The sequence below is a fragment of the Streptomyces cathayae genome, from assembly GCF_029760955.1.
Lineage (GTDB): Bacteria > Actinomycetota > Actinomycetes > Streptomycetales > Streptomycetaceae > Streptomyces > Streptomyces cathayae.
Map to the genome: position 1 here is coordinate 1,626,854 of NZ_CP121682.1, position 26,713 is coordinate 1,653,566.

Annotated in this window: 23 protein-coding genes and 1 pseudogene; 10 read left to right on the forward strand and 14 right to left on the reverse strand. The window is 73.4% G+C overall.

Going from position 1 to position 26,713, the window contains the following annotated elements:
- Positions 1 to 482 precede the first annotated feature (482 nt).
- Complete coding sequence (locus PYS65_RS07280; RefSeq protein ID WP_279332974.1) at positions 483 to 2,207, forward strand: PucR family transcriptional regulator; 1,725 nt, start codon at positions 483 to 485, stop codon at positions 2,205 to 2,207.
- Positions 2,208 to 2,441: 234 nt separating this feature from the next.
- Positions 2,442 to 3,209 (forward strand): hypothetical protein, encoded by a 768-nt coding sequence (locus tag PYS65_RS07285; protein WP_279332975.1) that lies wholly within the window; start codon positions 2,442 to 2,444, stop codon positions 3,207 to 3,209.
- A gap of 16 nt (positions 3,210 to 3,225) precedes the next feature.
- Here the strand turns inward: PYS65_RS07285 and PYS65_RS07290 are convergent, their stop codons facing one another.
- The gene (locus tag PYS65_RS07290) at positions 3,226 to 4,083 is read right to left on the reverse strand and encodes a GntR family transcriptional regulator (RefSeq protein WP_279332976.1); all 858 of its coding nucleotides are present in this window, start codon (positions 4,081 to 4,083) and stop codon (positions 3,226 to 3,228) included.
- Positions 4,084 to 4,273: 190 nt separating this feature from the next.
- Here PYS65_RS07290 and PYS65_RS07295 point away from each other — a divergent pair, with 190 nt between their 5' ends.
- Together PYS65_RS07295 and PYS65_RS07300 are read left to right on the forward strand one after the other, a co-directional pair.
- Entirely contained in the window at positions 4,274 to 5,128 is an 855-nt protein-coding gene (locus tag PYS65_RS07295; RefSeq protein ID WP_279332977.1) for a (2Fe-2S)-binding protein, read from the forward strand.
- Positions 5,129 to 5,376: 248 nt separating this feature from the next.
- Positions 5,377 to 6,420, forward strand: coding sequence for a DUF2637 domain-containing protein (locus tag PYS65_RS07300; RefSeq protein ID WP_279332978.1), 1,044 nt, complete (start codon positions 5,377 to 5,379; stop codon positions 6,418 to 6,420).
- A gap of 14 nt (positions 6,421 to 6,434) precedes the next feature.
- Here PYS65_RS07300 and PYS65_RS07305 read toward each other — a convergent pair whose 3' ends face one another.
- Complete coding sequence (locus PYS65_RS07305) at positions 6,435 to 6,857, reverse strand: ATP-binding protein (RefSeq protein ID WP_279332979.1); 423 nt, start codon at positions 6,855 to 6,857, stop codon at positions 6,435 to 6,437.
- A gap of 324 nt (positions 6,858 to 7,181) precedes the next feature.
- Between PYS65_RS07305 and PYS65_RS07310 the strand changes: the two genes are divergently transcribed.
- Positions 7,182 to 7,487, forward strand: coding sequence for a hypothetical protein (locus PYS65_RS07310; protein WP_341483674.1), 306 nt, complete (start codon positions 7,182 to 7,184; stop codon positions 7,485 to 7,487).
- Positions 7,488 to 7,519: 32 nt separating this feature from the next.
- Here the strand turns inward: PYS65_RS07310 and PYS65_RS07315 are convergent, their stop codons facing one another.
- Positions 7,520 to 9,262, reverse strand: a complete 1,743-nt coding sequence (locus tag PYS65_RS07315) for a pyruvate dehydrogenase (RefSeq protein ID WP_279332980.1) — start codon at positions 9,260 to 9,262, stop codon at positions 7,520 to 7,522.
- Positions 9,263 to 9,355: 93 nt separating this feature from the next.
- Positions 9,356 to 10,588, reverse strand: coding sequence for a protein phosphatase 2C domain-containing protein (locus PYS65_RS07320; RefSeq protein ID WP_279332981.1), 1,233 nt, complete (start codon positions 10,586 to 10,588; stop codon positions 9,356 to 9,358).
- Between the two features lie 330 nt (positions 10,589 to 10,918).
- Here PYS65_RS07320 and PYS65_RS07325 point away from each other — a divergent pair, with 330 nt between their 5' ends.
- Entirely contained in the window at positions 10,919 to 11,401 is a 483-nt protein-coding gene (locus tag PYS65_RS07325) for a DUF456 domain-containing protein (RefSeq protein ID WP_279332982.1), read from the forward strand.
- Between the two features lie 25 nt (positions 11,402 to 11,426).
- Here the strand turns inward: PYS65_RS07325 and PYS65_RS07330 are convergent, their stop codons facing one another.
- The 5 genes from PYS65_RS07330 to PYS65_RS07350 all read right to left on the reverse strand — a co-directional run bounded on the left by PYS65_RS07330 (position 11,427) and on the right by PYS65_RS07350 (position 18,057).
- On the reverse strand, positions 11,427 to 11,936 hold the full coding sequence (locus tag PYS65_RS07330) for a methylated-DNA--[protein]-cysteine S-methyltransferase (RefSeq protein WP_279337887.1): 510 nt from the start codon (positions 11,934 to 11,936) through the stop codon (positions 11,427 to 11,429).
- 47 nt (positions 11,937 to 11,983) lie between these two features.
- Complete coding sequence (locus tag PYS65_RS07335; RefSeq protein WP_279332983.1) at positions 11,984 to 13,390, reverse strand: DNA-3-methyladenine glycosylase 2 family protein; 1,407 nt, start codon at positions 13,388 to 13,390, stop codon at positions 11,984 to 11,986.
- A gap of 85 nt (positions 13,391 to 13,475) precedes the next feature.
- Positions 13,476 to 14,642 (reverse strand): ribosome small subunit-dependent GTPase A, encoded by a 1,167-nt coding sequence (gene rsgA, locus PYS65_RS07340; protein ID WP_279332984.1) that lies wholly within the window; start codon positions 14,640 to 14,642, stop codon positions 13,476 to 13,478.
- Between the two features lie 324 nt (positions 14,643 to 14,966).
- On the reverse strand, positions 14,967 to 16,478 hold the full coding sequence (locus PYS65_RS07345; RefSeq protein ID WP_279332985.1) for a cellulose-binding domain-containing protein: 1,512 nt from the start codon (positions 16,476 to 16,478) through the stop codon (positions 14,967 to 14,969).
- Between the two features lie 253 nt (positions 16,479 to 16,731).
- Positions 16,732 to 18,057, reverse strand: coding sequence for a radical SAM protein (locus tag PYS65_RS07350; RefSeq protein ID WP_279332986.1), 1,326 nt, complete (start codon positions 18,055 to 18,057; stop codon positions 16,732 to 16,734).
- Positions 18,058 to 18,246: 189 nt separating this feature from the next.
- Here PYS65_RS07350 and PYS65_RS07355 point away from each other — a divergent pair, with 189 nt between their 5' ends.
- The 3 genes from PYS65_RS07355 to PYS65_RS07365 all read left to right on the forward strand — a co-directional run bounded on the left by PYS65_RS07355 (position 18,247) and on the right by PYS65_RS07365 (position 21,939).
- Positions 18,247 to 19,503 (forward strand): FAD-binding protein, encoded by a 1,257-nt coding sequence (locus tag PYS65_RS07355; protein ID WP_279332988.1) that lies wholly within the window; start codon positions 18,247 to 18,249, stop codon positions 19,501 to 19,503.
- A gap of 240 nt (positions 19,504 to 19,743) precedes the next feature.
- Positions 19,744 to 21,159 (forward strand): prenyltransferase/squalene oxidase repeat-containing protein, encoded by a 1,416-nt coding sequence (locus PYS65_RS07360; RefSeq protein WP_279332989.1) that lies wholly within the window; start codon positions 19,744 to 19,746, stop codon positions 21,157 to 21,159.
- A 30-nt stretch (positions 21,160 to 21,189) separates the two neighbouring features.
- Positions 21,190 to 21,939, forward strand: coding sequence for a hypothetical protein (locus tag PYS65_RS07365; RefSeq protein ID WP_279332990.1), 750 nt, complete (start codon positions 21,190 to 21,192; stop codon positions 21,937 to 21,939).
- Here the strand turns inward: PYS65_RS07365 and PYS65_RS07370 are convergent.
- From PYS65_RS07370 to PYS65_RS07385, 4 genes are all read right to left on the reverse strand, one after another.
- Positions 21,926 to 22,351, reverse strand: a complete 426-nt coding sequence (locus PYS65_RS07370; RefSeq protein ID WP_387037930.1) for an NUDIX hydrolase — start codon at positions 22,349 to 22,351, stop codon at positions 21,926 to 21,928. The genes PYS65_RS07365 and PYS65_RS07370 overlap by 14 nt on opposite strands.
- Before the next feature lie 91 nt (positions 22,352 to 22,442).
- Positions 22,443 to 23,243, reverse strand: a complete 801-nt coding sequence (locus tag PYS65_RS07375; protein ID WP_279332991.1) for an isocitrate lyase/PEP mutase family protein — start codon at positions 23,241 to 23,243, stop codon at positions 22,443 to 22,445.
- A 9-nt stretch (positions 23,244 to 23,252) separates the two neighbouring features.
- On the reverse strand, positions 23,253 to 24,395 hold the full coding sequence (locus PYS65_RS07380) for a glycoside hydrolase family 43 protein (protein ID WP_279332992.1): 1,143 nt from the start codon (positions 24,393 to 24,395) through the stop codon (positions 23,253 to 23,255).
- A 122-nt stretch (positions 24,396 to 24,517) separates the two neighbouring features.
- Positions 24,518 to 25,414 carry a class II glutamine amidotransferase gene (locus PYS65_RS07385; RefSeq protein WP_279332993.1) on the reverse strand — a complete coding sequence of 299 codons (897 nt, stop codon included), beginning with the start codon at positions 25,412 to 25,414 and terminating at the stop codon, positions 24,518 to 24,520.
- A 118-nt stretch (positions 25,415 to 25,532) separates the two neighbouring features.
- On the opposite strand from PYS65_RS07385, the gene mmuM reads away from it, so the two are divergent.
- Positions 25,533 to 26,453 (forward strand): homocysteine S-methyltransferase, encoded by a 921-nt coding sequence (gene mmuM, locus PYS65_RS07390; protein WP_279332994.1) that lies wholly within the window; start codon positions 25,533 to 25,535, stop codon positions 26,451 to 26,453.
- Here the strand turns inward: mmuM and PYS65_RS07395 are convergent.
- A pseudogene (locus PYS65_RS07395) lies at positions 26,353 to 26,640 on the reverse strand (ATP-binding protein); the annotation flags it as partial. The gene mmuM and the pseudogene PYS65_RS07395 overlap by 101 nt on opposite strands.
- Positions 26,641 to 26,713: the final 73 nt, after the last annotated feature.

Genomic DNA, 26,713 nt, shown 5'->3' on the forward strand with positions numbered 1-26,713 from the left:
TCGTCTCGTGTCGGGTGCGTCGAGTTGTTCCTCCCGTGAGTCGTACGGGATCGAACCGATCCGTGTCCGGCGGGTCCGGCTCGTTCATGGGGGATTCACTCGGAGTGCGCTTCAGTACACCGTCCGTTGCTCCACCCGGGTCAGTCACGGAAGCCATGAAGGAGTTGGCTGGCCAGCACCGTCATCTTGTAGATTCATATGAACGGAGGGCTTCGGCGGCCTCGGTGACTTCGGCGATCTCGCCGATCTCCATGCCTTCCTCCAGGAACAGCGGATACGGAGGACACGGAGAGCACTCTTCTGATAGACGGCCGACCGCAACCGGTCAGCCGCCTGCCGGACGCCGCACCCACACCACGGGAGCCTCTCCACAGCCCATCGTAGGCACCGACACACACCTCAACGTGCGCATTGCCGTACATGGCGCACATGACGCACACATCCACGCACACATCGACACACAGGGAACGGCGGCGACGAGAATGCGGCTGCGCGCACTGCTGGAGACCGACGCGCTGGGCCTCAGGCTGCTCGGCGGCGAGGACGAGCTGGACCGCACCGTGCACGGGGTGATGACCACCGACCTCAAGGACCCCAGCCGCTATCTCTCGGGCGGGGAACTGGTGCTCACGGGTCTGGCCTGGCGCCGGGACCCCGCCGACTCGGAACCGTTCGTACGGCGCATGGTGCGGGCGGGGATCGCCGCCCTGGCGGCCGGTGAGGCCGAGCTGGGCGACATCCCTGACGACCTGATCACGGCCTGCGCCCGGCACCGGCTGCCGCTGTTCGCGGTGCACGAGTCGGTGGCCTTCGCGACCGTCACCGAGCACGTCGTACGGAAGGTGTCCGGCGAGCGGGCCGGGGACCTCGCGGCCGTGGTGGACCGGCACCGGCGGATGATGACGTCGGGCCCGGCGGGCGGCGGCCCGGACGTGGTGCTCGATCTGCTCGGCACCGACCTGGACCTGCGGGCGTGGCTGCTCTCGCCCACCGGGCGGCTGATCGCCGGTTCGAAGACGGCGGGGCCGGGGCTGCCCGCGGACGTGGGCGCACGGCTCGTGGCGGAGCAGCTGGCGGCCGCGCGTTCCGGCCGGCCCGGACCGCACCGGGTGACGCTGGACGACCGCACCACGTACAGCCTCTTCCCGGTACGCGGCGGCGGGCCCTCCCCACAGACCGCGCGGACCCCGCGCGACGGGCGGGACGCCCCCGGGGGACAGGAGGGCCCGGACGACCGGGGGACGGTGCTGTCGGACTGGCTGCTGGCGGTCGAGGCGGACGCCGGGGACTGGGCCGGGGAACGGCTGGACCTGCTGCACGGTGTCACCCAGCTGATCGCGGTCGAGCGGGACCGCCGGGACGCGGCGCGCACGGTGCGCCGCCGGCTCGCGCACGAGGTGCTGGAGCTGGTGCAGGCGGGAGCCGCGCCGGCCGAGGTCGCGGCCCGGCTGCGGGTGGCGGCGCCGGTGCTGCTGCCCGGACTGGGGGCCGCGCCGCACTGGCAGGTGGTCGTGGCCCGTATCGACCGGGACGGCGGCGGGGCCGAGAGCGGTCCGGCCGCGCAGGCGCTGCTCGAGGAGATCCTGGTCGACCCGGCGTCGACGGGGCCCGAGCAGTCCGACCGGCTCGCGGTGGCGCACACCGGGGAGGAGGCGATCGCGCTCGTCCCGCTGCCGGCGGTGGCGGGCGAGCACGAGGGCTCCGCGCAGAGCGGGATCCTCGCGGAGACTCTGCTGGAGTCCGTACGGGACCCGCTGACGGCCGGACTGGACGGCGCCGGGCGGCTCACGCTCGGGGTCAGCGCGGCCGTGCACTCGGCGGAGGGGCTGCGCGGGGCCCTGGAGGAGGCGCGGCACGCGCGGCGCGTGGCCGCGGCCCGTCCGGGCCGGGTCTGCGCGGCCGGCCACCACGAGCTGGCCTCGCACGTCCTGCTGCTCCCCTTCGTCCCCGACGACGTACGCCGGGCCTTCACCGCCCGTCTCCTGGACCCGCTGCGGGAGTACGACCGGCGCCACCGCGCCGAGTTGATCCCCACCCTGGAAGCCTTCCTGGACTGCGACGGCTCCTGGACCCGCTGCGCCTCCCGGCTGCATCTGCACGTCAACACCCTGCGGTACCGGGTGGGCCGCATCGAGCAGCTGACGGGCCGCGACCTGTCCCGCCTGGAGGACAAACTGGACTTCTTCCTGGCCCTCCGCATGAGCTGACGGCGGGCCGCCGACGGGAGCCGGGGCGGGGCGGGGGTGGCGTGCGACGGATTCGCGCGCCGGTGGGGACTCACGGGCGCCGCCGGGGAGTTGCCTGTTCCCGCCCACCGGTCCAGGACTTTGTGAAATCCTTCACCCACCCTCTTGGCCCGGCCCCGTTGTTCGTGCTGAGATGCGGCCACCACTCAACAGCTCGAAGGCGTGCTCGGGGAGGGCAACGTGGCGCATACCGCCATGTCTGGTAACGGAACGACCGCTGGCGACGATCCCCTCCAGACCGCGGTATGGCGGCTGCGCTCACGCGCCTGCTGGGCCGACGCCGCCGCCCTGCTCACCCCGGTGACCCCGGCCACCGCGCTGCAGCGGGCGTCGCTCCTGGTGGAACGGTGCCTGTACACCGAGGCGGGGTGGGAGGAGGCCGAGGACGCGCTGCGCACGGCCGAGGCGCTGGCCGACAGCGACGACGAGCGGGGCGCGGCCGCTTGCGAACGCGGGTACTTGGCCTACGCCGCCACCCTGTTCGGCGTGCGGGACCGGGCCGACGAGGCACGGGCCGCGCTCGGGCGGGCGGCGGCGCTGATCCCGCCGGGAGTCGCGGCGCGGGCGCTGCTGGACTTCCGGCGCGGGCTGATCGCCGAGAACCTGACCCGGTCCCCGCAGTCGGCGCGCGCCGCGTACCACCGCGCCCACGCGGGCGCCACCGCGCACGCCGATCCGCTGCTGCTCTCCGGCACCTGGCGTCACCTCGCCGGACTCGCCCTGAGAGACGGCGAGTTGGCGGAAGCCCGGCACGGCTTCGCCGAATCACTGCGGATCCGCGAGGAGCTGGGCTATCTGGTCGGCACGGCCCCGGCCCTGGTCTCCCTCGCCGACACGGAGACCGACCCGGAGGCGTCCCGCCTGCGGGAGGAGGCCCGCCGCCTGCTGCGCCTGCTCGGCGGGGTCCCCACCTGGCTGGCCCGCCAACTGACCCCGCCGGCGCCGGGGGCGGCCCCGGCGTAGCGGCGCCCCGGCGTCCTCAGAGCTCCCCGGTGAAGTGGTCCTCCACCAGTGACCGCACCGCGTCCGGGTCACCCGCGATCAACGCGTCCAGCAGGGCGGTGTGTTCGTGAGCGTCGGCCACCAGCCGCGCCGCGCCGCCCCGGGCTCCGGGGGCGGAGCCCATCAGGGGCCACTGGGCGCGGCGGTGCAGGTCCTCGGCGATCCGGAGCAACTGTTCATTGCCGGCCAGGGCCAGCACCGCGCGATGGAAGGCGCGGTCGGACTCGGCGTACGTGGCACGGCAGCCGGAGGAGGCGGCGCGGATCGTGGCCTCGGCAAGGGGGCGCAGTTCGGCCCAGCGTTCGGCGGGCACCGTACGGGACAGCCGCAGCACCACCGGGATCTCGATCAGCGCCCGGACCTCGGTCAGTTCGGCCAGCTCCCGGTCGCCCCGCTCCACGACCCGGAACCCCCGGTTCGGCACCACCTCGACCGCGCCCTCCAGGGTGAGTTGCTGCATGGCCTCGCGGACCGGTGTCGCGGAGACCCCGAACCGCTCGGCCAGCACCGGCGCGGAGTACACCGCACCGGGCCGCAGATCACCCGTCACCAGGGCGGTGCGCAGCGCGGCGAGGATCTGCCCGCGTACGGAGGACCGCTGGACGGGCCGCCGGGGCAACGGAAGGGCCGGTTCGCCGTGCGTGTGCTCACCGCGTACGCCGTCGGCCCCGGCCCTGCCGGGCGCGGCGGCGCCGGCCCCCTCACCTCGCGGCCGGTTCCGCGGCCGGTCCACGTCCTCCGCGCCGGGCCGGGCGGGCACCCCGGCCCTGCCCGTGGCGTCCCGTCCGGTCCCCGTGTCGTCCACCCCGACAAAGCCCTCCGTGCCCTGCTTCACCGGGCCCTCCTCCGGATGTATCGGTACTTGGGGTCATTACGACGGCTTGTCACTCGCTCGTCAAGCACCTTAAGGGCAGCGGGCCCCCGGTTCACATTCCGACGATCTTAGGTAAGGTGAGGCTTACCTTTATTGACCCGGTGTCGGGCGGGCTTCGGTCCGGCTCGACGAGACGTGCAGGGGTGGTCCCATGGCAGTGCCCGGTTCGGCCGTCGCGGACGCGTACGCCCGCTTGGCAGAGGTCTTCCCGGCACTCGTCGTCACCGAACTCGCCGCCGGCGAGGAGACCCCCCGGGGCGGCGCCTGGGTCGCCGCCGACGCCCTGGCCGAAGGGGACGGCGGGAGCGCGCTGGACGCCTTCCTGGCCTGGGACGAGAGCCAGATACTGCGGGACTACGAGCAGCGGGCCCGCCCGGACGTGGTCGCCAGTTTCGGACTGCACCGCTACGCCTGGCCCGCCTGCCTGCTGATCACCGTGCCGTGGTTCCTGCACCGCCGCGTGCCGCGCTATCCCGTGACGCACGTCTCCTTCGACCGCACCGCCGCCGGACTCGCCGTGGGCCGCATGGCCGTACGGCCGGACACCTTCGCCTGCCTCCCCGACGACCCGGCGGCCTCGCTGCCCGGCGCCCGCGTGGTGGCGGACGAGGAGGCGCTGCGGGCCGAGGTGCGGACCGCCGTCGCCGAGCACCTCGAACCCGTCCTGACGGGCTTCGGCCCGCGGATGCGGCGGCGCGGCCGCGCCCTGTGGGGCATGGCGACCGACGAGATCGTGGAGAGCCTGCGGTACGTCGGCCAACTGCTCGGCGAGGAGGAGCGGGCCCTGCGGGAGCTGGAACTGCTGCTGCCCGGCGCGACCAGGCCGTACGTCGGCGCGGCGGGGTTCCGCCGGGTGAGCGGGCCCGAGGGCGGGCCGACGCACACCCGGGACCGGATCAGCTGCTGCATGTTCTACACCCTGCGCCCCGAGGACATCTGCGCCACCTGCCCGCGCACCTGCGGGGGCCCGAAGGCCGTCACCAGGGAGCTCGCGAAGGCGAGTTGACGTCACGAAGGTCACAGTCGATTCACCATTCCCTCACTTGTCGCGAGAACCCTCCACCGAACCACTCGTACGAGTAGTCTCAATCGAACCCAACTCCCGCAACTCAAGCGTCAGTTCGAACGGAATGACGCCCTGGGTGTCCCCTCGCGCTCCGATGGACGCCACTTGCTCCGAAATCCCCTGAGGGACGGTGGGACTGGGCCACTATGGCGGGCGTTACGCCCTATCCCAATGCAAGGGACCCCTAGATGAGACTGACCGACATATCGCTGAATTGGCTGCTTCCGGGCGCCGTACTGCTCCTGGGCATGTCGGCGGCGGTGGCGGTGCTCGCGCGCGGCAAGCGCTCCTCGGTCAAGGACACGCGTGCGGACGACTCGTGGGAGCGCAGCGAGGAGCGCCGCAGGCGCAAGGAGGCCCTCTACGGCACCGTCTCCTACATCCTGCTGTTCTGCTGTGCGGCGGTGGCGGCGGCGCTCTCCTTCCACGGCCTGGTCGGCTTCGGTGAGCAGAACCTCGGCCTGTCCGGCGGCTGGCAGTACCTCGTCCCCTTCGGTCTGGACGGCGCGGCGATGTTCTGCTCGGTGCTCGCCGTGCGCGAGGCGAGCCACGGTGACGCGGCGCTCGGCTCCCGCATCCTCGTGTGGACGTTCGCGTTCGCCGCGGCCTGGTTCAACTGGGTGCACGCCCCCCGGGGCCTCGGACACGCGGGCGCCCCGCACTTCTTCGCGGGCATGTCCCTGTCGGCGGCCGTGCTGTTCGACCGCGCGCTGAAGCAGACCCGCCGGGCCGCCCTGCGCGAACAGGGCCTGGTGCCGCGCCCGTTGCCGCAGATCCGTATCGTCCGCTGGCTGCGGGCCCCCCGCGAGACGTACCGTGCCTGGTCGCTGATGCTCCTGGAGGGCGTGCGCAGCCTGGACGAGGCGGTCGAGGAGGTCCGCGAGGACCAGCGCCAGAAGGACGAGACGCGACGGCGCAGGCGCGACCACGAGCGGGTGGAGCGGGCGCGGCTGAAGGCGATCAGCCGCGGCCACCGCGGTGTCCTGGGCCGGGGCGCCGGCCACCCGGCCCAGGCTCCGACGGTGGAGCGGGCCGACGACATGGTCTCCGCGGAGCCCGTCATACCGGCGCCGGAGGCCCTGCCGATGCGTGCGCGTCCCTCCCTCCAGCCGGTACGCGGCGGTTCCGACCCGATGACCGTGGACCTCACCGCGGAGGACGACACCCAGGCACTGCCGCGCCTGGACTCCCTGGAGCGCAAGCTCAAGGACCTGGAGCAGCAGTTCGGCTGACGGGCGACGGCGCGTCAGGCGGCGTCCGCGTCGAGTTCGAACCAGACCGCCTTGCCCACCGCGTGCGCCCTGATCCCCCACGCGTCGGCGAGGCGGTCGAGCAGCACCAGCCCCCGGCCGTGCGTACCGTCACCTGCGTCCGGTACCCGCGGCCGGGGTTCGTCGTGCACGAAGTCCCGTACCTCGACCCGTAGTCCGCGGGGTCCGACGGTGGCGGTGAGGACCGCCGCCCGGTCGGTGTGGACCAGCGCGTTGGTGACGAGCTCGGTGGTGAGCAGCTCGGCCGTCTCCGACTGTCCGGGGCTGCCCCAGTGCCTGAGCAGTTCGCGCAGGTCGTGGCGGGACTCGGGCACCGCCCGCAGGTCCGCGCGCCCCAGCCGGCGTCGTAGCCGTGCCGCCGGGGTCCGCTCCCCGTCGCCGTCGGCCGTCTCCTCCACGGTCGTCTCCCGGATCGTCCCGGCCGTACCGGGACCACCCCCTCGTGCCTGCCTTCTCATGGCCCCCGCCCGCGTCGTGGTGTCGGTTCCCCCTGCGGCTCGAACACGTCCACGGGAAACCATGCCCCGTCACCCGCGCGCCAAGTCATGGGGCGTGGTCAAGGCCGGTTATTGGCCGAACTTCAACGGCCACACACGTGTGCGGGGCCGTTCTCACGGCGTTGCGGGTCCGGGTGACCGGCAGCACCCGCCCCGTCCCGTCCCGGGCAACGCGTACGCCATGGGCCAGGGCTGCGGCGGCGTCTGCCCCCGCGGTACTTCGACGTGGACCTGGACAAGAACCGGCCCATCGCCCGCGCGGCCGCCGGGAACGACGCCGGTACGCCGATCCCGGCGGTCCGCATGCCCCACCGGGTCTCCGCGACGGACCCGGAGGTGCTGCGGGTCACCGCCCGGACCGGGGCCCACGACTGCCTCCGGCGCACGGTGCCGGACCGGTCCTCGGCCGGCCGCTCCGGCACCGTGCGGATCGACGACCGGGACCGTCCGTTCCACACCAGCGGCACCGAGGGCCCGCCCCGCTACGAGTACGACACCGCAGCCCGCCGCCGGGCGCCCCGGACGGGCTGAATCCCGTTACGGCCTGATCCGGCGAACAGGCCCTACGGCCGGGGCACGTTGCGCAGGTTGGAACGCGCCATCTGGAGCATCCGGCCGACCCCGCCGTCCAGCACCATCTTCGACGCGGACAGCGCGAAACCGCTCACCATCTCGGCGCTGATCTTCGGCGGGATGGACAGCGCGTTGGGGTCGGTGACGATGTCGACGAGGGCCGGGCCCTTGTGCTTGAACGCCGACTTGAGGGCCCCGGCGAGTTCCTTCGGCTTCTCCACCCGCACCCCGTGCGCGCCGCAGGCGCGGGCGACGGCGGCGAAGTCGGGGTTCTTCATGGCGGTTCCGTGCGAGGGCAGCCCGGCGACCAGCATCTCCAACTCGACCATGCTGAGCGAGGAGTTGTTGAAGAGGACGACCTTCACCGGCAGGTCGTACTGGACGAGGGTGAGGAAGTCGCCCATGAGCATGGTGAATCCGCCGTCCCCGGACATCGACACGACCTGTCGGCCCCGGTCGACGAACTGCGCCCCGATCGCCATCGGCAGCGCGTTCGCCATCGAGCCGTGGGAGAACGAGCCGATGACCCGGCGGCGGCCATTGGGCGAGATGTAGCGGGCCGCCCAGACGTTGCACATCCCGGTGTCAACCGTGAACACCGCGTCTTCGTCGGCGAGTTCGTCCAGCACGGAGGCCACGTACTCGGGGTGGATCGGCACGTGCTTCTCGACCTTCCGGGTGTACGCCTTCACCACCCCCTCCAGCGCGCCCGCGTGCTTCTTCAGCATCCGGTCGAGGAACCTGCGGTCGTCCTTGGCCCTGACCCTCGGGGTCAGACAGCGCAGCGTCTCCCGTACGTCGCCCCACACCGCGAGGTCCAGTTTCGAGCGGCGGCCGAGGTTCTCGGGCCGCACGTCGACCTGGACGATCTTCACGTCGTCGGGCAGGAAGGCGTTGTACGGGAAGTCGGTGCCGAGCAGGATCAGCAGGTCGCACTCGTGGGTGGCCTCGTAGGCGGCGCCGTACCCGAGCAGCCCGCTCATGCCGACGTCGTACGGGTTGTCGTACTGGATCCACTCCTTGCCGCGCAGGGCGTGCCCGACCGGGGACTTGATCTTCTGGGCGAACTCCATGACCTCGGCGTGCGCGCCCTGCGTGCCGGCGCCGCAGAAGAGGGTGACCTTCCCGGCCGCGTCGATCATGTCGACGAGCCGGTCGATCTCGGCGTCGCCGGGCCGGACCGTGGGCCGGGAGGTGACCAGGGCGGTCTCCACGGCCTTCTCCGGGGCGGCGTGGTCGGCGATGTCGCCGGGCAGGGTGACGACGCTGACCCCGGAGCGGCCCACCGCGTTCTGGATGGCGGTGTGCAGCAGCCGGGGCATCTGCTGCGGGCTGGAGATCATCTCGCTGTAGTGGCTGCACTCGCGGAACAGCTGGTCGGGATGGGTCTCCTGGAAGTAGCCGAGGCCGATCTCGCTGGACGGGATGTGCGAGGCGAGGGCGAGGACCGGGGCCATGGACCGGTGGGCGTCGTACAGCCCGTTGATGAGGTGGAGGTTGCCGGGCCCGCAGGAGCCGGCGCAGGCGGTGAGCCGGCCGGTGATCTGGGCCTCGGCACCGGCGGCGAAGGCGGCGGTCTCCTCGTGCCGGACGTGGACCCAGTCGATGGCGGAGTTGCGGCGCACGGCGTCGACCACGGGGTTGAGGCTGTCGCCGACGACGCCGTAGAGGCGCTTGACTCCCGCGCGGGTCAGGATGTCGACGAACTGTTCCGCGACGTTCTGTTTGGCCATGACTCTCGTGTGCCCCTTCGGTGTCCGTGATTCCCTCGGGCTTGCGGGCTTCTGGATCTCCCTCCGGGGTCCATGAATTCACACCCGACGCGCTCACGCCTCCCAGACGGCGGCGGCCGTACGGTCGTCCCCGTACCCCTTGACCCGTGCCTGGGCGTCGGTGAGGAAGGCGGCGAGGCCCGGTGGTTCGGGGCGGGACCACCGCTCGGCCAGGTGGGCCCGGAGTTCCCGCTCGCCGCGCAGCGGATCGGCGAGGCCCGTACTGCACAGCAGGAGGGTGTCACCCTGGCGGGCTACGGAGGTACGGAAGCGGAAGGGTTCGCGCGGGGGGCCGGGGGCGGGCTCGTAGGGGCTCGGGGGCGTCGGGATGCCGAGGTCCATGGTGAGCCGGTCGCCCTCGGGGGTCTCGGAGGGCGGCGAGCCGAAGCCCATCACGGCCTCTCCCCTGGCCTCGGCGGCCTTCGGTTCGATGTCCTGCCACGCGCCGTCCCGCAGCCGGAACAGGCCGCCGGTGCCGACGCCGAAGAACACCCGGATACGGCATTCGGGGTCGGCGGGCAGCAGGAGGCAGCGCAGGGTGGCCCCGTACGCCTCGGGTGCGAGGCCCTGTTCGGCGGCGCCCGCGCGGAGCCTGCCGAGGGTGCGGTCGGTGAGGCGGTGCAGTCCGGACTTGAGTTCGCCGCGCCGGGCGGCCCTGATGTCCTCGGCGAGGCGGGAGTGGCTGAGGCCCACCGCCTCGCCCATCCACCGGCAGGCCTCGGCGGCCGCGCGGTGCGCGCCGGGAGCGGCCCGTGCGCCGGTCGCGACCGCCACCAGCACCAGTGCCCGGTCCCCGCTGCCGAACCGGGCGGTCAGCAGGGCGTCCCGCCGCGGTTCGCCCCGGTGGCGCGCGAAGTCGCCCCGTACGGACACGGCCCGCAGGGTGCAGGCCCCGTACCGGGCGCCGTCCAGCACGGTGTCCGGGACCAGGTCGTCCAGTGCGTGGGGGTCGGCGGCGGGCAGCGCGGTGGGTTCGGCGTCGTGGACGGGCGGACGAGGACCCACACGGCCGCCCGGCACCGGCGGCGCTTCGGCGGGGCGGACGCGGCGCGGGGCACGCGGAACCCGCGGGGCACGGGGGTCGGCGGGGGCGTCGGCGGGGGTGGGCACGGCCTCGGCGGCGGGCGCGGCCGGTCTCTCGTTCACCGTGCCGGCCGCGGAGTCGAAGCGGTCGTCGAGGGAGTCGGCCGCGGGCGCGGGGCCCGTGTCGCCGCCGGCCTCGGCGTCGTACAACTGCCGCCACCAGTCGTCCTGGTGGCCGGCGGACCCGCCCCCCTGCTCACTCATACCCTCAATTCTCCACCGCGAGGGCCCTGGGGAAACGGGGCATCGGGAAATCCGTCCCCGGCGCCGGGCGGCGACGGCACGCCACCCGCCGCGGGGAGCCTGCCGTCCGGCAGACGGGGGCGGTGCGGGTTCGGCGCACCCGGTCTGCGCCTTCTGCCGTCTTCCGGCACCCTGGACCAGTGACTCCGCTCCCCCTCCCGAAGGAAGAAGGCTTCCCACCCGAGGGTTGCGGTCCAGCCCGAACCGATCCCTTGCGGGACACCAGAAACGTACATCAGGGATTCGATTCCCCCACCGGCTGAAACCGGTGGTTCCCTCGAAAGAGATCCGATGGGAGCGTGGGACCTCCTGCTGGCCGGACTGGTGATCCTGCTCGGCCTGTGCGGAGTACTGCTGCCCGGGGTGCCGGGGTCGTGGCTGGTGTGGGCCGGGATCCTCTGGTGGGCCCTGAAGGACCCGCGGCCCGTGGCGTGGTGGGTGCTCGTCGGGTCGACCGCCGCCCTGCTCCTCTCCCAGGTGGTCCGCTGGACGCTGCCGCCCCGCCGGCTGCGGGCCGACGGGACCGCGGGGCGGGTGCGGGCGTACGCCGGCGCGGGGTCGTTCCTCGGCTTCGTCCTGGTGCCCGTGCTGGGCTCCGTCCCGGGCTTCGTGGCCGGGATCTACGCCGGCGAGCGGATCCGTCTGGGACGCCACGGCGAAGCGGTCGCGGCGACGCGTACGGCGATGCGCGCGGGCGGCTGGAGCCTGCTGACCGAGCTGTTCACCTGTCAGCTGATCACGGTGGCCTGGCTCGGCGCGGTGTTCTGGGGCTGAGCGCCCCGGACACGACGGGCCCCGGCTACGGGCGGAGCGCTCCTTCGTGGGTGAGCAGGCGTACCTTGCGGTCCAGGCCGCCCGCGTATCCGGTCAGGGTCCCGTCGGCGCCGATCACCCGGTGGCAGGGGCGCACGATCAGCAGCGGGTTGGCGCCGATCGCGCCGCCCACGGCCCGTACGGCGGCCCGGGAGGCGCCGATCCGGGCGGCGATCTCGCCGTACGACACGGTCGACCCGTAGGGGACGTCGTCGAGCGCGGCCCAGACCTTCTCCCGGAAGGGGGTGCCGGCGGTGTGCAGGGGCAGCCGGAAATCCCTCAGCTCACCGGCGAAGTACGCGGCGAGCTGTTCCTCCGCCGCGCGGAACGGTCCCGGGTCCTGCCGCCCGCCTTCCGGCACACCGCGACCGCCCTTCTGGCCGGGCACGGAGAGCGAGGTCAGCTCCCCGTCCGGTCCGGCGGTGAGGAGCAGCGGCCCGAGCGGACTCGGCACGCTCGTCCAGTACGGGTGCGGGGTGCTCGTCACGTTCGCCATGTTCGCCGTATTCGCCGCGTTCATCGCGTTCGTCGCGTTCGTCGTGGTCATCGGTACTCCAACTCCCCTGCCGCGCGCAGGTGGTTCAGTGCGTATGAGCGCCAGGGGCGCCAGCTGCCGGGCAGTTCCGGACCGGGTGGGGCCGCGTCCGGGTCGCCGAGGGCACGGGTGCGGATCTCGGCGATGGTACGGGCGTCCAGGCCGGGAACGGCGCGCAGGGCGTCCGCGGTGTCGTCCCGGTCGGCGCCGGGGTCGAGGCGTACGGTGCCGTCCGCGAGGGCGGCGGTGAGCGCGCCCAGGGTGCCGCCGGGTTCGGCCTCGGCGAGGACGGCCGGTTCGGGGAAGAGGTGGGTGAGGCCGTCGCAGGGGGCGTCGAGCCTCTTGCCGTACCGCTGGACCAGCCGCGCGGCCTCCTCGCGGCCCACCAGGGCCCGGACCGCGGGTTCCTCCGGGTCGGCGGTGCCCGGCGAGCGCAGTCCGGGCCGGGCGGCGACCAGTGGGGCGAGCCGCGCGTCGGCGCCGAGCCGTTCGTCCACGGCGTACGGGTCCGCGTCCAGGTCGAAGAGGCGGCGCAGCCGCTGTACGGCGGTGGTCAGGTCCCGGAGGTCGGTCAGGTGGATGCGGGCGTCGAGCCAGCCTCCGGGGTGGGCCGCGGAGCCGGTGCGCGTGGTCCCGGGACGTTCGTCGACGGCGGTGACGCCGATGCCGTACGGGAGCCGCAGGGTGCGCCGGTAGGTGCGGGCACCCGGGGCCCCGGTGACGTCCTCGACGCCCGGGACGGCCTCGTGTTCCAGCAGGTCGAAGACGGGGCGGGGCTGGTACGGGCCGCGGTGGGCGAGCCGCACGGGGATGCCCGCCGCGGGGGTGGCCGTACGGCGGGCGGCGGCCCGGCCGCCGCCGGGTGCGGTGGCGCGCAGTGCGGTGGGGGTCATGGCGTACACGGCCCGGACGGTGTCGTTGAACTGCCGCACGCTGGCGAACCCGGCGGCGAAGGCGATCTCGGTGATCGGGAGCCCGGTGGTCTGCAGCAGTACGCGCGCGGTGTGCGCGCGCTGCGCGCGGGCGAGGGCGACGGGCCCGGCGCCCAGTTCGCCGGTGAGCTGGCGCTGCACCTGGCGGGCGCTGTAGCCGAGCCGGGCGGCCAGTCCGGCGACGCCCTCGCGGTCGACCACCCCGTCGGCGATCAGCCGCATGGCCCGGCCCACCACGTCGGCGCGCACGTTCCACTCGGCGGAGCCGGGGACGGCGTCCGGACGGCACCGCCGGCAGGCCCGGAATCCGGCGCCCTGCGCGGCGGCGGCGGTCGCGAAGAACCGCACGTTGCGTCGTTTCGGTGTGACGGCGGGGCAGCTGGGACGGCAGTAGATCCCGGTCGTCCCGACGGCGAAGAAGAACGCGCCGTCGAACCGTCCGTCCCGGCTGCGCACCGCCTCGTACCTGCTGTCCTCGTCCATCACACCGTCCAGTCTCCGCCGGCCGGGGCAGACCGGCTGGCGGAAATCGGACAGGGAGGTGCGGGGCGGGGGGTGCGCCGGTGGGTCAGCGCAGGCGGCCCCGCTTCGCCTCCATCGCCGCCTTGCCCATCGCCCCCTTCCGCTTCCACTCCCTGCGGATCTCCGCGCGCAGCCGCGCGTCGGTCTTGGCGACGATGCGCTGGTTCTCCCGCAGCAGCTTGCGGTAGCTCTCGAGGCGGCGTTCCGGCAGGGCGCCCGTCCCGACGGCCTCGAGGACCGCGCACCCCGGTTCGCTCTCGTGCGCGCAGTCGTGGAAACGGCAGTCCCCGGCGAGCTCCTCGATCTCGGAGAACACCTGGCCGACGCCGCTGCCGGCGTCCCAGAGCCCGACGCCCCGCAGGCCCGGGGTGTCGATGAGGACTCCCCCGCCGGGCAGGGCGAGCAGGTTGCGGGTGGTGGTGGTGTGGCGGCCCTTGCCGTCGACCTCCCGGGCCGCCTGGACGTCCATCACGTCCTCGCCGAGGAGCGCGTTGGCCAGGGTGGACTTGCCCGCGCCCGACACGCCGATCAGCACCGACGTACCGCCGGAGACGACCGCGGCGAGGACGTCCAGCCCTCCCCCAAGCTCTCGGCTTCGCTCGAGCAGGGAGGTACCCCCATCCTCCCGAGCGCTGACGGCGAGCACCGGGACGCCGGGCGCGGTGGTCTCCACGTCCTGGACCAGATGGGCCCGGGTCACCGCGTCCGGCACCAGGTCGGCCTTGGTGAGCACGACCACCGGCTGCGCCCCGGACTGCCAGGCGAGGGCGAGGAACCGTTCGATCCGCGCCAGGTCCAGCTCGCCGGCGAGCGAGACGGCGATGACGGCGTGGTCGACGTTGGCGGCGAGGATCTGTCCCTCGGACCGCCCGGAGGAGGTGGAGCGCACGAAGGCGGTACGTCGCGGCAGGTACGCCCGTACGTAGCGCGGGGTGTGGCCCTCCGGTTCGACGGCGACCCAGTCCCCGGTGCACACGACCCGCAGGGGGTCGTGCGGGGTGACGAACGCGGTGTCGGCCCGTACGGTCCCGTCGGCGGTGACCACGTCGCACTGCCCGCGGTCGACCCGCACCACACGCCCGGCCACCAGCCCTTCGGCCGCGTAGGGGGCGAACGCGTCGGCCCACGTCCCGTCCCAGCCGTAGGCGGCCAGCACGGAGGACGGCGACGAGGGGAGGGAGGTGAAAGAGGTGAAAGAAGAGGTGGAACTCAAGGGGTGACCCTTCGCGAGGGTGGCCCCGGCGGCCGCGCGACGACGCGCGGAACGGAAAGCTGAGGTCAGCCGGTGGCCACGGAGATGAAACGGATGGATTCCTGGATGCGGGCAGCGCCCGTCGCAAAGACAGCCATCGGTCACACCTCCCGTCCCTCGCTCGATCCGGCGGCAGCGGACCGCGGCGCATGCGCGCGCCGCTTGTGTGCTGCGGCCCTCACTGTAGGAAACCACCGGCCCGGGGCGCCACCGATTTAACGGGCGCCTTCAGCGAGCGCCTTCAACGGGCGCCCCGGACACCCGGGGGCTTCGGGCCGGATCGCGTCACCCGGTCGTGCAGGAGTGGCCGTCGAGGGTGATGGCGGAGGGTGGGGGGTTCGTGCCGGCCCAGGAGGCGATGAAGCCGAAGGCGAGCTTTCCGCCGGCGGGGACGGCCTTGTTGTAGTCGGTGGCGGTGGCGGTGACGCGGGGGCCGTTCTGGCTGACGTCGGCGTCCCACATCTGGGTGACGCGCTGACCGTCCTCGAAGGTGAAGGCCACGCGCCAGGAGTCGAGGGGCTCCGTCGTGGTGACGGTGACGGTGGCCTGGAAGCCGACGGGCCACTGGTTGACCAGGTCGTACGCGGCGTGGCAGACGGACGGCCGGCTGGACGCGGTGGTCCGGGGCGCGGTGGGGGCGGTGGCGGTGGTGCTGCCCTGGGGCTCGGGGTCGGGGTCGGGGTGGGGGTGGGGTTTCGCCGGGTCCGGGGTGCCTTCGGAGGACGGCTGCGGGGTGTTGGGGGAGGCGGGGCCGGAGTCAGTGGCGGAAACGGTGGGGGCGGGGGCCGCGGGCGGGTACAGGCCCGGGTCGGCCGCCGGTCCAGGGGTGGCGCCGGTGCGGATCGCCTTGTCGGCGTCCGTGCCGCCGAACGGCATCAGGGAGACGGCGAGGGCGAGGCCGGACACCAGGACGGCGGCGACCAGCAGCCCGTTGCGGGTGGCGCGTGCCCGGCCGGTTCCGTCGGCCGGGTCGCCGCCCGCGTCGGGGCCGTCGGGGCGGCCGGGGCCGAGCCGCGCCTCGGCCGCGCGGCGGCGGCGCTCCAGGTAGGCCAGGCCGCCCCAGCCGAGGACCCCGCCGGTGAGGGCGCCGGGCAGCCCGCCGCCGTGCAGTCGGAGGCAGGCCGCGGCCTCGGCGCAGCGTACGCAGGTGGCGAGGTGTTTGGAGAGGTCCTCGGGGGTGTCGGCGGCGGGCGAGCGGGTGACGGCGTCCAGCAGCCGGGCGTAGCTGCGGCACTCCGCGTCCATCGGGGAGTCGAGGTGGTTGCGGTGGCACCGGTCCCGGAAGAAGCCGCGGACCTGGGCGAGTTCGTCGGCGGCGGTGGCGGCGTCGAGGCCCAGCCGACGGGCCACCAGGGGCAGCGGGAGGGACTCCGCCTCGGCCAGCCACAGCAGTTCGGCGTCGGCCTGCTGCAGATCGCGCAGTCCGCGCAGGGCGACCGGGCGCGACAGCGGTGGGCCGGTGAAGCGGGCGGCGTTCTCGGAGTGGAGCCACAGCCGCAGGTCGGGATCGAGCCGGTGGCCCTGTCCGCTCTCCTCCCAGGCCGCCGCGGTGGTGCGAACGGCGGTCAGCAGCAGGGGTATTCGGGGCAGCCTGGACGAGCGGCGGCCGGCCGCGCGTACGGTGGTCGCCTCCGCTTCGCGCACCTCGCGTATGCCCTGGGCGAACGCCTCGCGCGCCAGTTGCGCGGCGGCGGTGGAGCCGGCCGTGCACAGGTCGGCGTAGGAGAGCACCGCGTCCCAGCACTCGGAGAACAGTGCCGCCTCGGTGGCGTCCTGGGGGGCCGACAGGTCGGACATAAGTCTCCTGCATCCACGGACAAGGTCAACTCGTGACATCGGCAAAGCAGTTGGGGGAAACCGCGGGGGCGGTGGACGAGCTTTTCACGCTGTCGCCACAACTGACAAGCGCTGTCTCCGCTTCGTGCGCCACGGCGCCCGCGCACGCCCGCGTACGCCCCCCCCTCGGGCACCCTACGCAAGAAGGGCCGGAACCGTCTCGGTTCCGGCCCTCTCGGCCTTGCTCACGGCCCCTCGGGGGGCCCGGGAGTCCTCACGCCTCGACGGGCGTCTCCTCCGGGAGGCTGTCCATGAAGGAGCTGACGGAGAACACCGCGCGGCCGGGTCCGGGCAGGCCGTAGCCGGGGGGCGAGGCCAGGCCGAACTCGTCCATCGTGGCGCGGTACGCCTCGAGCAGCCGGATGTGGTACTCCAGCGGCGCCCCCTGCGGGTTGGCCTTGCCGAGCGGGGTCGTCGGCTCGGGGCACCAGGTGGTGAAGCGGGGCGTGATGCCGTGCGACATGAAGAAGCGCAGACCCTCGGTGGTCGAGGCGATGGCCTCGTCGACGGTGGCGAAGCCGAACGGCTCGGACATCTCCACGCCCGCCACGAAGTTGGGGATGACGTTGCGCGCGCCGAAGACGTCCGCGGAGTCCAGGATGCGCTTGTGCCACTCGTCGCGGCCGACGTAGCGTTCCTTGCCCGGGCAGTACATCTTGAACAGGTACTCGTCCCACACCTCGTAGTTGGGGTGGTAGATCTGCACGCCGTAGTCCTTGAAGCGCTGCACGTCGTCCTTGGGCAGCGCCTGGGCGACGACCTTGCCGATCCAGCGGCCGGGGAAGCGCTCCTCGATGGCCTTGGCGTAGTGCCCGTAGAAGTCGGCCTCGTCACGGCCGGCGACCGTCTTGGTGATCGCGCCGCCGGTGAGGGTGTAGGCGGTGGACGCCTTCGCCGTGTCGTACCGGTCGATGATCTCCAGGGCCTCGAGGACCTCCTCGACGTCCTTGACCCCGGTGTAGGGACGGCCGGCCGCCTTGTGCTGGCGCCAGTTGTGGTTGATGTCGCAGTACTGGCACTCCTCCTTGGCGCCGAAGTACTGGCAGACCCGGAAGACGGTCAGGTAGATCAGGTAGCCCCACTGGATGGTCGGGGCCACCTCCATGACGGACTTCCCGTTGGAGAGGGTGTGCCGGTAGTACTCGGGCATCGGCGGCACGCCGACGTCGGCGATGCGCTTCCCGTCGAGGTAGAGGCCGAGCACGCCGTCCTCGTTCGCGGCGACCCGGTACGGGGACGCCGGGTTCACCCGGACGGAGACGACCGTGCGGCGCAGGTCGTAGGGGCCGCCGGTGAGGATGATCTCCTCGGGCGGGCGCCGCAGCGCGGCCTCGCCCAGCTCGGGCAGCGTGCCGTGGTCGAAGGAGAAGATGAAGTACGACTTCGGCTTGACCTCGCCCTTCTCGTTGTCGCTGAGCGCGGACGGGTCGAAGGCGATCCCGCCCCGGAGCAGGTCCTCCTTGAAGACGGCCTCGCGCGGCACATGCGGGAACCGCTCCATCAGATCCTCGACCAGCGCGGTACGGCTGCCGCTGCCCATCCCGTGTCTCCTTCCGGCTCGGACGTACGACTCCCGGCTCGGACGTACGACTCCTCACGGTATGCCCCCGACCCCCTCGGGTGTGCAACCGGGTCCGGCGAACGGACCGGAAGCCCCCGGCGGCGGCGCCGGTCGGCGCGGTGATGTGATGTCCCCGACACGCTCGACGACTCGGGGAGGGACCGCCGCATGACCGGGACCGTGACCAACTGGGCCGGCAACATCACGTACGCCGCCGAGGAACTGCACCGCCCGCCCACCCTGGACGCGCTGCGCGCGCTGGTCGCCGGCGGCTCCCGGGTGCGGGTCCTGGGCAGCGGGCACTCCTTCAACGAGATCGCCGAGGCCGGTGCGGACGGCGTCCTGCTCTCCCTCGACGCGCTGCCCCCGCAGATCGACGTGGACACGGCCGCCAGGGCGGTCCGGGTCGGCGGCGGCGTGCGGTACGCCGAGCTGGCCCGGCAGGTGCACCGGCACGGGCTGGCGCTGGCGAACATGGCGTCGCTCCCGCACATCTCGGTGGCCGGCTCGGTCGCCACCGGCACGCACGGCTCCGGCGTCGGCAACGGCCCGCTCGCCTCGTCCGTGCGGACGGTGGAACTGGTCACGGCGGACGGTTCGACGCTGCGGATCGACCGCGGGGACGAAGCGCGGTTCGGCGGGGCGGTCACCTCGCTCGGGGCGCTCGGTGTGGTCACCGCGCTCACCCTGGACCTGACGCCCGCCTACGACGTCGAGCAGCATCTGTTCACCGAGCTCCCGCAGGCCGGGCTGGACGCCGCCACCTTCGAGAAGGTGATGTCGGCCGCGTACAGCGTGAGCCTGTTCACCGACTGGGGCGCGCCGGGTTTCCGGCAGGTGTGGGTGAAGCGGCGTACGGACCAGCCGCTGCCGGACTTCCCCTGGGCGGCGCCCGCGACCGAGAAACTGCACCCCGTGCCCGGCATGCCGGCGGTGAACTGCACGGAGCAGTTCGGGGTACCGGGGCCCTGGCACGAGCGGCTGCCGCACTTCCGCGCGGAGTTCACCCCGAGCAGCGGGTCGGAGCTGCAGTCGGAGTACCTGTTGCCGCGCCGGTTCGCCCTCGACATGCTGCACGCGATCGACGGGATCCGGGAGGCCGTCTCCCCCGTGCTGCAGACCTGCGAGGTGCGGACGGTGGCCGCCGACGACCAGTGGCTCAGCCCCTGCCACGGCCGGGACACCGTGGCCGCCCACTTCACCTGGGTGGCGGACACCTCGGCCGTGCTGCCCGTGGTGCGGCGGCTGGAGGAGGCGCTGGCGCCCTTCGAGGCGCGACCGCACTGGGGAAAGGTGTTCACCACGCCGGCGGCCGACCTGCGCGCCCGCTACCCGCGGCTGGACGACTTCCGGGCCCTGGCCCGGTCCCTGGACCCCGGGGGGAAGTTCACCAACACGTTCGTCCGCGACGTCCTGGGCGAGTGACGTCGACGCCTCCTGGGGCAGGACGTTCGAGACCCCGCACATCGTCCTGACGAACCGGACCCGGGAGAGCCGGAGACGAGTCCGGGAGAGGCCGTATGTGCCACGGTCACGCATCGGACGGCGGTGCCGGGTGTGAGACGGCGAAAACAGCGGTACGGACGTTGAGGAGGAGACTTTCTTTCTAAGATGGCGTGATCGCGGACGTCATGTGCCGCCCAACGGGAGGGGATGGAGCGCGACTTGTCCCCACAGCAGCTCGGCCGCGGCCCCTTGCGCCCCGCCCGTCCGGACGACCGCACCCCCGTCGCAGGGGGCGACGCGGCCTCCCGGCCGACCCGTTTCGTGGGCTGGCTGGGCGGGTTCGGCTGCGCGGCCGCCGGATACGCCGTGTTCCAGTTCCTCTTCGAGGTGCTGCCCGACTCCGTCGACGGGGAGGCCGCGAAGTACCTGATCGCGTCGGTGAGCGGCCTCGGCACCGCGCTCGCCGCCTGGCTCGCCGCGGCCCTGCTACGGGCCCGTGCCGCGGCTCCGGACCAGCGGCTCCTCCCGCCTCCCGCGCCCCTCGCCGGCCCGGAGCCCGGCCCGCTCCCGCGCCTGTTCGCGGCCACCCACGACACCCTCGTCGGCGAGGTGTCCGTCGTCGACGATCCGGAGCGCGGACGGCTCGTCGGCTGGTCGCACTCCCTGGGCGAGAGCACCCCGTCCCGCCCCACCTCGGTCGGCACGGCGTACGGGCTGCAGATCATGCTCGAGTCGGGCCTGCCCGACGGGCGTCTCACGCCGGGCGAACTGGCCGACACGCTCTGGCGGTTGCGGCTGCCCGACGGCGGCTGGTCGGCGCGGTCGCAGGGCGCGCGGGCCCGCCCCGAGGTGACCGCGCTGGTGCTGGGCGCCCTGGCCCGCGCGGGCGCGACCCGGGGCGGGCGGCTGGCGCGGGAGGTGGACCTCTGCACGGCGGCCTTCACCCGTGCGGCCGACCGGGCCGGACACGAGTCGACCCATGTGATGACGACGGTGCTGCGCGGACTGCTGCGCGCCGCACCCGGCTGCGACGCCCTGCCGGTGCTGCGGGAGGCCCTCGTCGACGGAGCCATCAGCGACCCGGGCCGGGACCATCTGCGCTGCTGGGGCTATCGGCTCGACGCGCCGTACGGGCCGCCGTCCCCGGTGCACACCGCGCAGGCAGTGCTCGCCCTCGACCGCGCGGCCCGTGTCCTGGGCGAGAGCGCGGCGGTGCGGGCCGCCCGCGAGGACGGGGTGCGCTGGCTGCTGTCCTGCCCCGACGCGCCGCACCACGCCTGCCTGGACCTGGAGTACCGGCGCGAGGAGGTACGACGCCCGCGCCCCGACGACCCCGCACACCACGAGGTCCTGAACGTACGGCACTTCACCGCGTCCTGGATCGTGCGCGCCCTGCTGACCCCGGGCGCGCTGGAGGTCGCCCGGCAGAGCGGCCTGGAGAACACCTGGCGGGAACTGCTGGACGGCGCGGCCGCCTCGGTGCGGGCGGCGCAGCAGGACGGCATCTGGTCCTGGGAGCGGGGCGACAGCACGGAGCTGCGGCGCCCGATGTGGATGACGTACCAGGGCGTGACGGCGCTGCGCGCCCACGCGGTGTGGACCTATCGGCCCGATGAGACGGCACCCGCGCGGTGAGCGGGAACCGGAGGACGGAGGACGGAACGCATGGGCGGTCAGCGGGTTCTGGCGGCGCGGCGACTGCTGGCGAGGACCCTGGACGACACCTTGCCCGAACGGGACCAGGTGGCCGCGGCCCATGCGGTCGTCGCCGAACTCGGGTCACCGGAAAGCCTGTTGGAGCTGGTCACCGAACTCGCCTCCGGGGCGGGTGATCCGGAGGCCTGCGCCGGGCTGTCGTACCGGCACGTCCTCGGTTTCGACAAGCTGCTGCTGGTCGACTCCGGCCCGCTGCACATGCTGCGCGCACACGTGTGGCACACGGGCACGGACGGCACCGGCCGGGAGGACATCCACAACCACCGTTCGACGCTGGCCTCCCATGTCGTCCGGGGGCGCCTGTGCACGGAGTTGTACGAGGAACTGCCCGAGACGGGGCCCGGGGCGCGGGTCAGCGCCGGGATCAGGGCGGCCCGGTTCGAGGAGACGCTGGCCGAGGGGTCGGCCGACTGGCTGCTGGCACCGGCGGGTCCGGCGCGGCTGCGCCTGACCCATCTGGGCCGGTACGCGGCGGGCAGCACCTACGCCCTGCCGGCGCACACCCTGCACCGCGCCTGGTGCGACACGGACGCGCCGACGGTGACGCTGTTCCTGGAGACGGGCGGGCGACGCCGGCGGCACACCGACGTGTTCACGGCGGCGGGCCCGCATCCGGCGGCGGTGCCGAAGGTACCGCTGAACGTGCCGGCCTACCTGGACTCGCTGGGCGCGCTGGCGGAGTTGCTCAGGAGTCCGTGAGCGCCTGCCGGACGACGTCCAGGTTGTAGGCGTCGATGTCGACACCGGTCAGCTCGGACGGTCGGAGCCAGGCGTGGTCCTGATCCGGACTGGGCAGCGTGACCTCCCGGGACAGCGGGCGGACCAGGAAGTTCTCCTGCCAGTTCTTGACCTCGTGCCCCGCGTACTCGCTGAGGAAGGACGACTCACCGACCTTGCGCACGATCTCGCCGAGCAGGCCGGTCTCCTCCTTCAGCTCGCGCAACGCACCGTCCGGGGCGCTCTCCCCGGGATCGAGCTTGCCGCACGGCACGCCCCACACCCGGGGCAGGAATCTCTCGGTCGCGCTGCGACGCACCAGGAGCACCCGCCCCTCGTCGTCCATCACGACCGCTGCCGCCAGCCGTTTGTCGCCGGGGATGTCCATGTCCATGTCTACGTTCATGGTTCCTCGGTTCCTCGGTCCTTTGCCGGAGATGAGTCCAAAGGTTCTGATACCCGCGAAAGCCGCCACCGTACCAGGGTCATCCGAAGGAAACCGTGGCGTCGGCCGCACCGCCGGTGTCCCGGCTCAGTGCCTGGATCTCCTCGTAGGTGGGTGTCCGGCCGCCGGGTGCCCGGCCCGCCCTGATGTCGGTCGCCGCCTCCACCGCCGCGCCCAGCGCCCGCCGGTACAGCAGCGAGCCGAGGCTGATCCGGCGTACGCCGAGGTCGGCGAGGTGAGGGACGGAGGGACCGGTCGGCGAGTAGAGGATGTTGAGGGGAACGTCGCCCAAGTGGCGTACCAGGGAGGCGATCTCCCGGACGTCGGTGAGCCCGGGGACGAACACCCCGTGTGCGCCCGCCTGTCGATAGGCGTCGAGCCGCCGGACCGTGCCCTCGCCGTCGCCGTCGCCGAGCCAGTGGGTGTCGGTGCGGGCGTTGACGAAGAGGCCGGGGGCCGCGGCCCGGACGGCGGCGATCTTCGCGGCGTGTCGGTCGACGGGCCCGAGCCCGTCCTCCAGGTTGATGCCGGCGGCGCCCGCGGCGTGCAGTTCGCGGGCGAACTCGGCCACCTCGTCCGGGTCGTCGCCGAATCCGTCCTCCGCGTCCACGGACAGGTGGAACGGCTCGGAGCCGAGGGTGCGGGCGAGCCGCAGGGTCTGTTCCCGGGTCGCCGCCGCCCCGTCGGGCAGCCCGACCGCCGCCGCGACGGCCAGGCTGGTGGTGCCGATCGCCCGGAACCCCTGAGCGGCGAGAGCGGCGGCGGAGGCGTGGTCCCAGGCGTTGGGCAGCAGGAGGGGCTCGTCGGCGCGGTGGAGATCGGCGAAGGTCCTCTGGGTCATGGAGCAACACTAGGGGCGGAACACCTCGGCACCGGCCTGAACGTCCGCCCGGCCGCCGGTGGTGGCGCCGTCGGCCACGGGGACGCCGAAGTCCGGGGTGCCGTCCGGTTTCCAGCCGAACGCCTGGATCCGGGTGTGGCGGTTCGGGTCGTGGAGCGGGTCCCCGTCGATCTCCTTGTACTGCCGGGCGTGGTACACGAGGACGTCGGTACGGCCGTCCTCGGCGACGGTGAAGCAGCTGTGGCCGGGGCCGTACTGCCGGGTCGTGTCGTTGCTGGTGAAGACGGGGACGGGCGACTTGGACCAGTTGGCGGTGTCCATGAGGTCGCTGTCCTCGGGGGCGGTCAGCAGGCCCATGCAGTAGTTGGCGTCGGTGGCGCTGGCCGAGTAGGTCATGAGGACCCGGCCGCCCCGCTGGATCACGTACGGCCCCTCGTTGACCCTGAAGCCGATGCGCTCCCAGTCGTACTCCGGTGTGGACAGGCGCACTTGGGGCCCGGTCAGGGTCCAGGGGTCGGCCATCTCGGAGAGCCAGAGGGCGGTGTTGTTGTCCATGCCGGGTTCGTGCTGGGCCCAGGAGAGGTAGCGGGTGCCTCGGTGGGTGAAGGTGGTGGCGTCCAGGGAGAAGGTCTCCCAGGCGGTCTTGACCTGCCCTTTCTCGGTCCAGGTGCCCCGGAAGGGGTTGGGGTGGGTGTTCTCCAGGACCCAGATGCGGATGGCCCACACGTCCTCGGCGGGCGCGGCGGCGAAGTAGACGTACCACTTGCCGGCGATGCGGTGCATCTCCGGTGCCCAGATGTGGGCGCCCATGTCACCGGTGGGGTGCGCCCGCCAGATGACGGACTCGGCGGCACTTCCCAGACCGTTCAGCGTGCGGGAGCGGCGCAGGATGATCCGGTCGTACTCGGGGGCGGTGGCGGTGAAGTAGTAGAAGCCGTCGGTGTGGCGGGTGATGTGCGGGTCGGCGCGGTTGCGGACGAGGGGGTTCACGTAGGGGGCCGCCTGCGGTCTGCCGGCGGGGGCGCCGGGGGTGGCCGCGTGGGCCGCGTGGGCCGCCGTGGGGGTGGCGGCCAGCGCGCCTGCGGCGAGGGCCCCCTTCAGTAACAGCCTGCGGTCGGGCGTCCGGGGCGTGTCGCCGGCGGTAGGGCTCATGCGGTCTGCCTTTCGGAGTGAGGCTCGCTCGAGAACCTCGGGATCACGAATCGAGCGTTCGATATATCGAACGCCATCTGGGATCACGAACGTCGACAAGGTAAGGGCGCGTCACGGACAGGTCAACGGGCCCGGCGGGACGAAATCGCCGACCCCTCCCCTTCAGGACTCCGCTCCTGCATCTCCTCCATCGGCTGAGGGGCGAAGCGAGCCATCCCGTCCCCCTCGGGCTGGACGACGCCGTACCTGCCCTCGGGGACCTCGTTCCACATGCCGGGCAGGCCCCCCAGGGGCTCCGACACGATGAGACGGGTCTCGTCGGACGCCTCACGCAGGAACTCCACGTCCGGGTGGAGGGAGCGCAGCGTCTCCACGCGTGTGCTGTAGAAGAGCGAACGGGACGCCCTCTGCGTCGAGTAGCGGAACGCCCACAGCCGTCGCCCGTCGGTCACCGCCACCGTCATCTGCAGCGGGTACTCCACACCGTGCTCGCGCCCGACCCGCTCCACCAGGCCCACCATCCGCGCGACCGCACCGGGCGGATCCTGCTCCAGTCCGAAGGTGAGCGCCAGGTAGAACATCAACTCGGAGTCCGTGGACCCCTCGACGGAGAGGAAGAGTTCCGGGTCGACGGCCAGGGCGAGGTCGCGCCGCATGCGGTGGAAGTCCGTGATCGCACCGTTGTGCATCCACATCCAGCGGCCGTGACGGAACGGGTGGCAGTTGGTCTCCTGCACCGCCGATCCGGTCGAGGCCCGGATATGGGCGAAGAACAGGGGCGAGCGGACATGGCGGGCGATCTCCCGCAGGTTGCGGCTGCTCCAGGCCGGGCCGATCTCCCGGACGATCGCCGGAGTGTCGGCGCGGGGGCCGTACCAGCCGACGCCGAACCCGTCTCCGTTGGTCGTCTCGACGCCCAGCCTGGCGTGCAGGCTCTGGTCGATCAGCGAGGGCGTCGGCTTGTAGAGCAGGCTGTCGAGCAGGATGGGGGTACCTGAGTAGGCCAGCCAACGGCACATCGGCCACCGCCTTCCCGACCGCGGGGTCGTCTCCCCCTCAGGATCCCAGCCCTGCCGCAGGGGCGCGCTGTGAGGCCGCGCGGCAGGTCGGGGGCCGTCTCGACTACCGTCGAGGGGCATGAGCACCGCCCCCGTCCCCACCCTCACCGACGCTCTCGCGGGCGGCACGGTCGTCCTCGACGGCGGCATGTCCAACCAGCTCGCGACGGCCGGGCACGACCTGAGCGACGCGCTGTGGTCGGCGCGGCTGCTCGCCGAGGACCCCGAGGCGGTCACCGAGGCGCACCTCGCCTACTTCGAGGCGGGTGCGGACGTGGCGATCACCGCCAGTTACCAGGCCACCTTCGAGGGCTTCGCCCGGCGCGGGATCGGACGGGAGGAGGCGGCCGACCTGCTCGCGCTGAGCGTCGGGTGCGCCCGCGAGGCGGCCCGCAGGGCCCGGACGCCCCGCCGCCCCCTCTGGGTGGCGGCCTCCGTCGGCCCGTACGGCGCGATGCTCGCCGACGGGTCCGAGTACCGGGGACGGTACGGGCTCACCGTGTCCGAGCTGGAGCGCTTCCACCGTCCCCGCATGGAGGTCCTGGCCGCCGCCGGCCCCGACGCGCTCGCCCTGGAGACGGTCCCGGACACCGACGAGGCGAAGGCCCTGCTCCGGGCGGTGCGCGGGCTCGGCCTCCCGGCCTGGCTGTCGTACTCGGCGGCCGGCGACCGCACCCGCGCGGGTCAGCCCCTGGCGGACGCCTTCGCGCTCGCCGCGCGGGTGGACGAGGTGATCGCCGTCGGCGTCAACTGCTGCACCCCCGAGGACGCCGACCACGCCGTCGCCCTCGCGGCCCACGTCACCGGCAAACCCGTCGTCGTCTACCCCAACAGCGGCGAGACCTGGGACGCCGGGGCCCGGGCATGGACCGGCCGGCCGACCTTCACGGCCGAACAGGTCACGGGCTGGCGGGAGTCCGGGGCACGGCTGATCGGCGGATGCTGCCGGGTGGGACCGGAGACGATCGCGGCGATCGCGGGGGCGCTACGGGCCCCCTAGCGAACTCGCACCACACCATCTTGCCCGGACTCCGCTCCCCCACGCCCCACTTGTCGGCCGGCTCGCCCACCAGCACCAACCCACGCCCGCCCTCCCGCGGTTCCCGTGCCCCCGTCTCCGGTACGGCCGGCACACCGCCCCCGCTGTCGTGCACCTCGACCCGTACGCCACCGTCGCCGTACGGCAGCATCCGCGACTCCAAGACCCCCGAGGCCCCCACCTCACCGTCACCCCGAAGACCTGGGCCGCGTTCCTGTCCG

Coding starts and splice junctions, on each gene's coding strand:
- PYS65_RS07325 (WP_279332982.1), top strand. CDS start 10,919: ATGGGAGCGTGGGACCTCCTGCTGGCCGGACTGGTGATCCTGCTCGGC.
- PYS65_RS07320 (WP_279332981.1), bottom strand. CDS start 10,588: ATGAGTGAGCAGGGGGGCGGGTCCGCCGGCCACCAGGACGACTGGTGG.
- PYS65_RS07345 (WP_279332985.1), bottom strand. CDS start 16,478: ATGTCCGACCTGTCGGCCCCCCAGGACGCCACCGAGGCGGCACTGTTC.
- PYS65_RS07335 (WP_279332983.1), bottom strand. CDS start 13,390: ATGGACGAGGACAGCAGGTACGAGGCGGTGCGCAGCCGGGACGGACGG.
- PYS65_RS07315 (WP_279332980.1), bottom strand. CDS start 9,262: ATGGCCAAACAGAACGTCGCGGAACAGTTCGTCGACATCCTGACCCGC.
- PYS65_RS07330 (WP_279337887.1), bottom strand. CDS start 11,936: ATGGCGAACGTGACGAGCACCCCGCACCCGTACTGGACGAGCGTGCCG.
- PYS65_RS07385 (WP_279332993.1), bottom strand. CDS start 25,414: ATGTGCCGTTGGCTGGCCTACTCAGGTACCCCCATCCTGCTCGACAGC.
- PYS65_RS07280 (WP_279332974.1), top strand. CDS start 483: ATGCGGCTGCGCGCACTGCTGGAGACCGACGCGCTGGGCCTCAGGCTG.
- PYS65_RS07285 (WP_279332975.1), top strand. CDS start 2,442: ATGTCTGGTAACGGAACGACCGCTGGCGACGATCCCCTCCAGACCGCG.
- PYS65_RS07380 (WP_279332992.1), bottom strand. CDS start 24,395: ATGAGCCCTACCGCCGGCGACACGCCCCGGACGCCCGACCGCAGGCTG.
- PYS65_RS07355 (WP_279332988.1), top strand. CDS start 18,247: ATGACCGGGACCGTGACCAACTGGGCCGGCAACATCACGTACGCCGCC.
- PYS65_RS07365 (WP_279332990.1), top strand. CDS start 21,190: ATGGGCGGTCAGCGGGTTCTGGCGGCGCGGCGACTGCTGGCGAGGACC.
- PYS65_RS07370 (WP_387037930.1), bottom strand. CDS start 22,351: ATGGACATGGACATCCCCGGCGACAAACGGCTGGCGGCAGCGGTCGTG.
- mmuM (WP_279332994.1), top strand. CDS start 25,533: ATGAGCACCGCCCCCGTCCCCACCCTCACCGACGCTCTCGCGGGCGGC.
- PYS65_RS07350 (WP_279332986.1), bottom strand. CDS start 18,057: ATGGGCAGCGGCAGCCGTACCGCGCTGGTCGAGGATCTGATGGAGCGG.
- PYS65_RS07300 (WP_279332978.1), top strand. CDS start 5,377: ATGAGACTGACCGACATATCGCTGAATTGGCTGCTTCCGGGCGCCGTA.
- PYS65_RS07295 (WP_279332977.1), top strand. CDS start 4,274: ATGGCAGTGCCCGGTTCGGCCGTCGCGGACGCGTACGCCCGCTTGGCA.
- PYS65_RS07375 (WP_279332991.1), bottom strand. CDS start 23,243: ATGACCCAGAGGACCTTCGCCGATCTCCACCGCGCCGACGAGCCCCTC.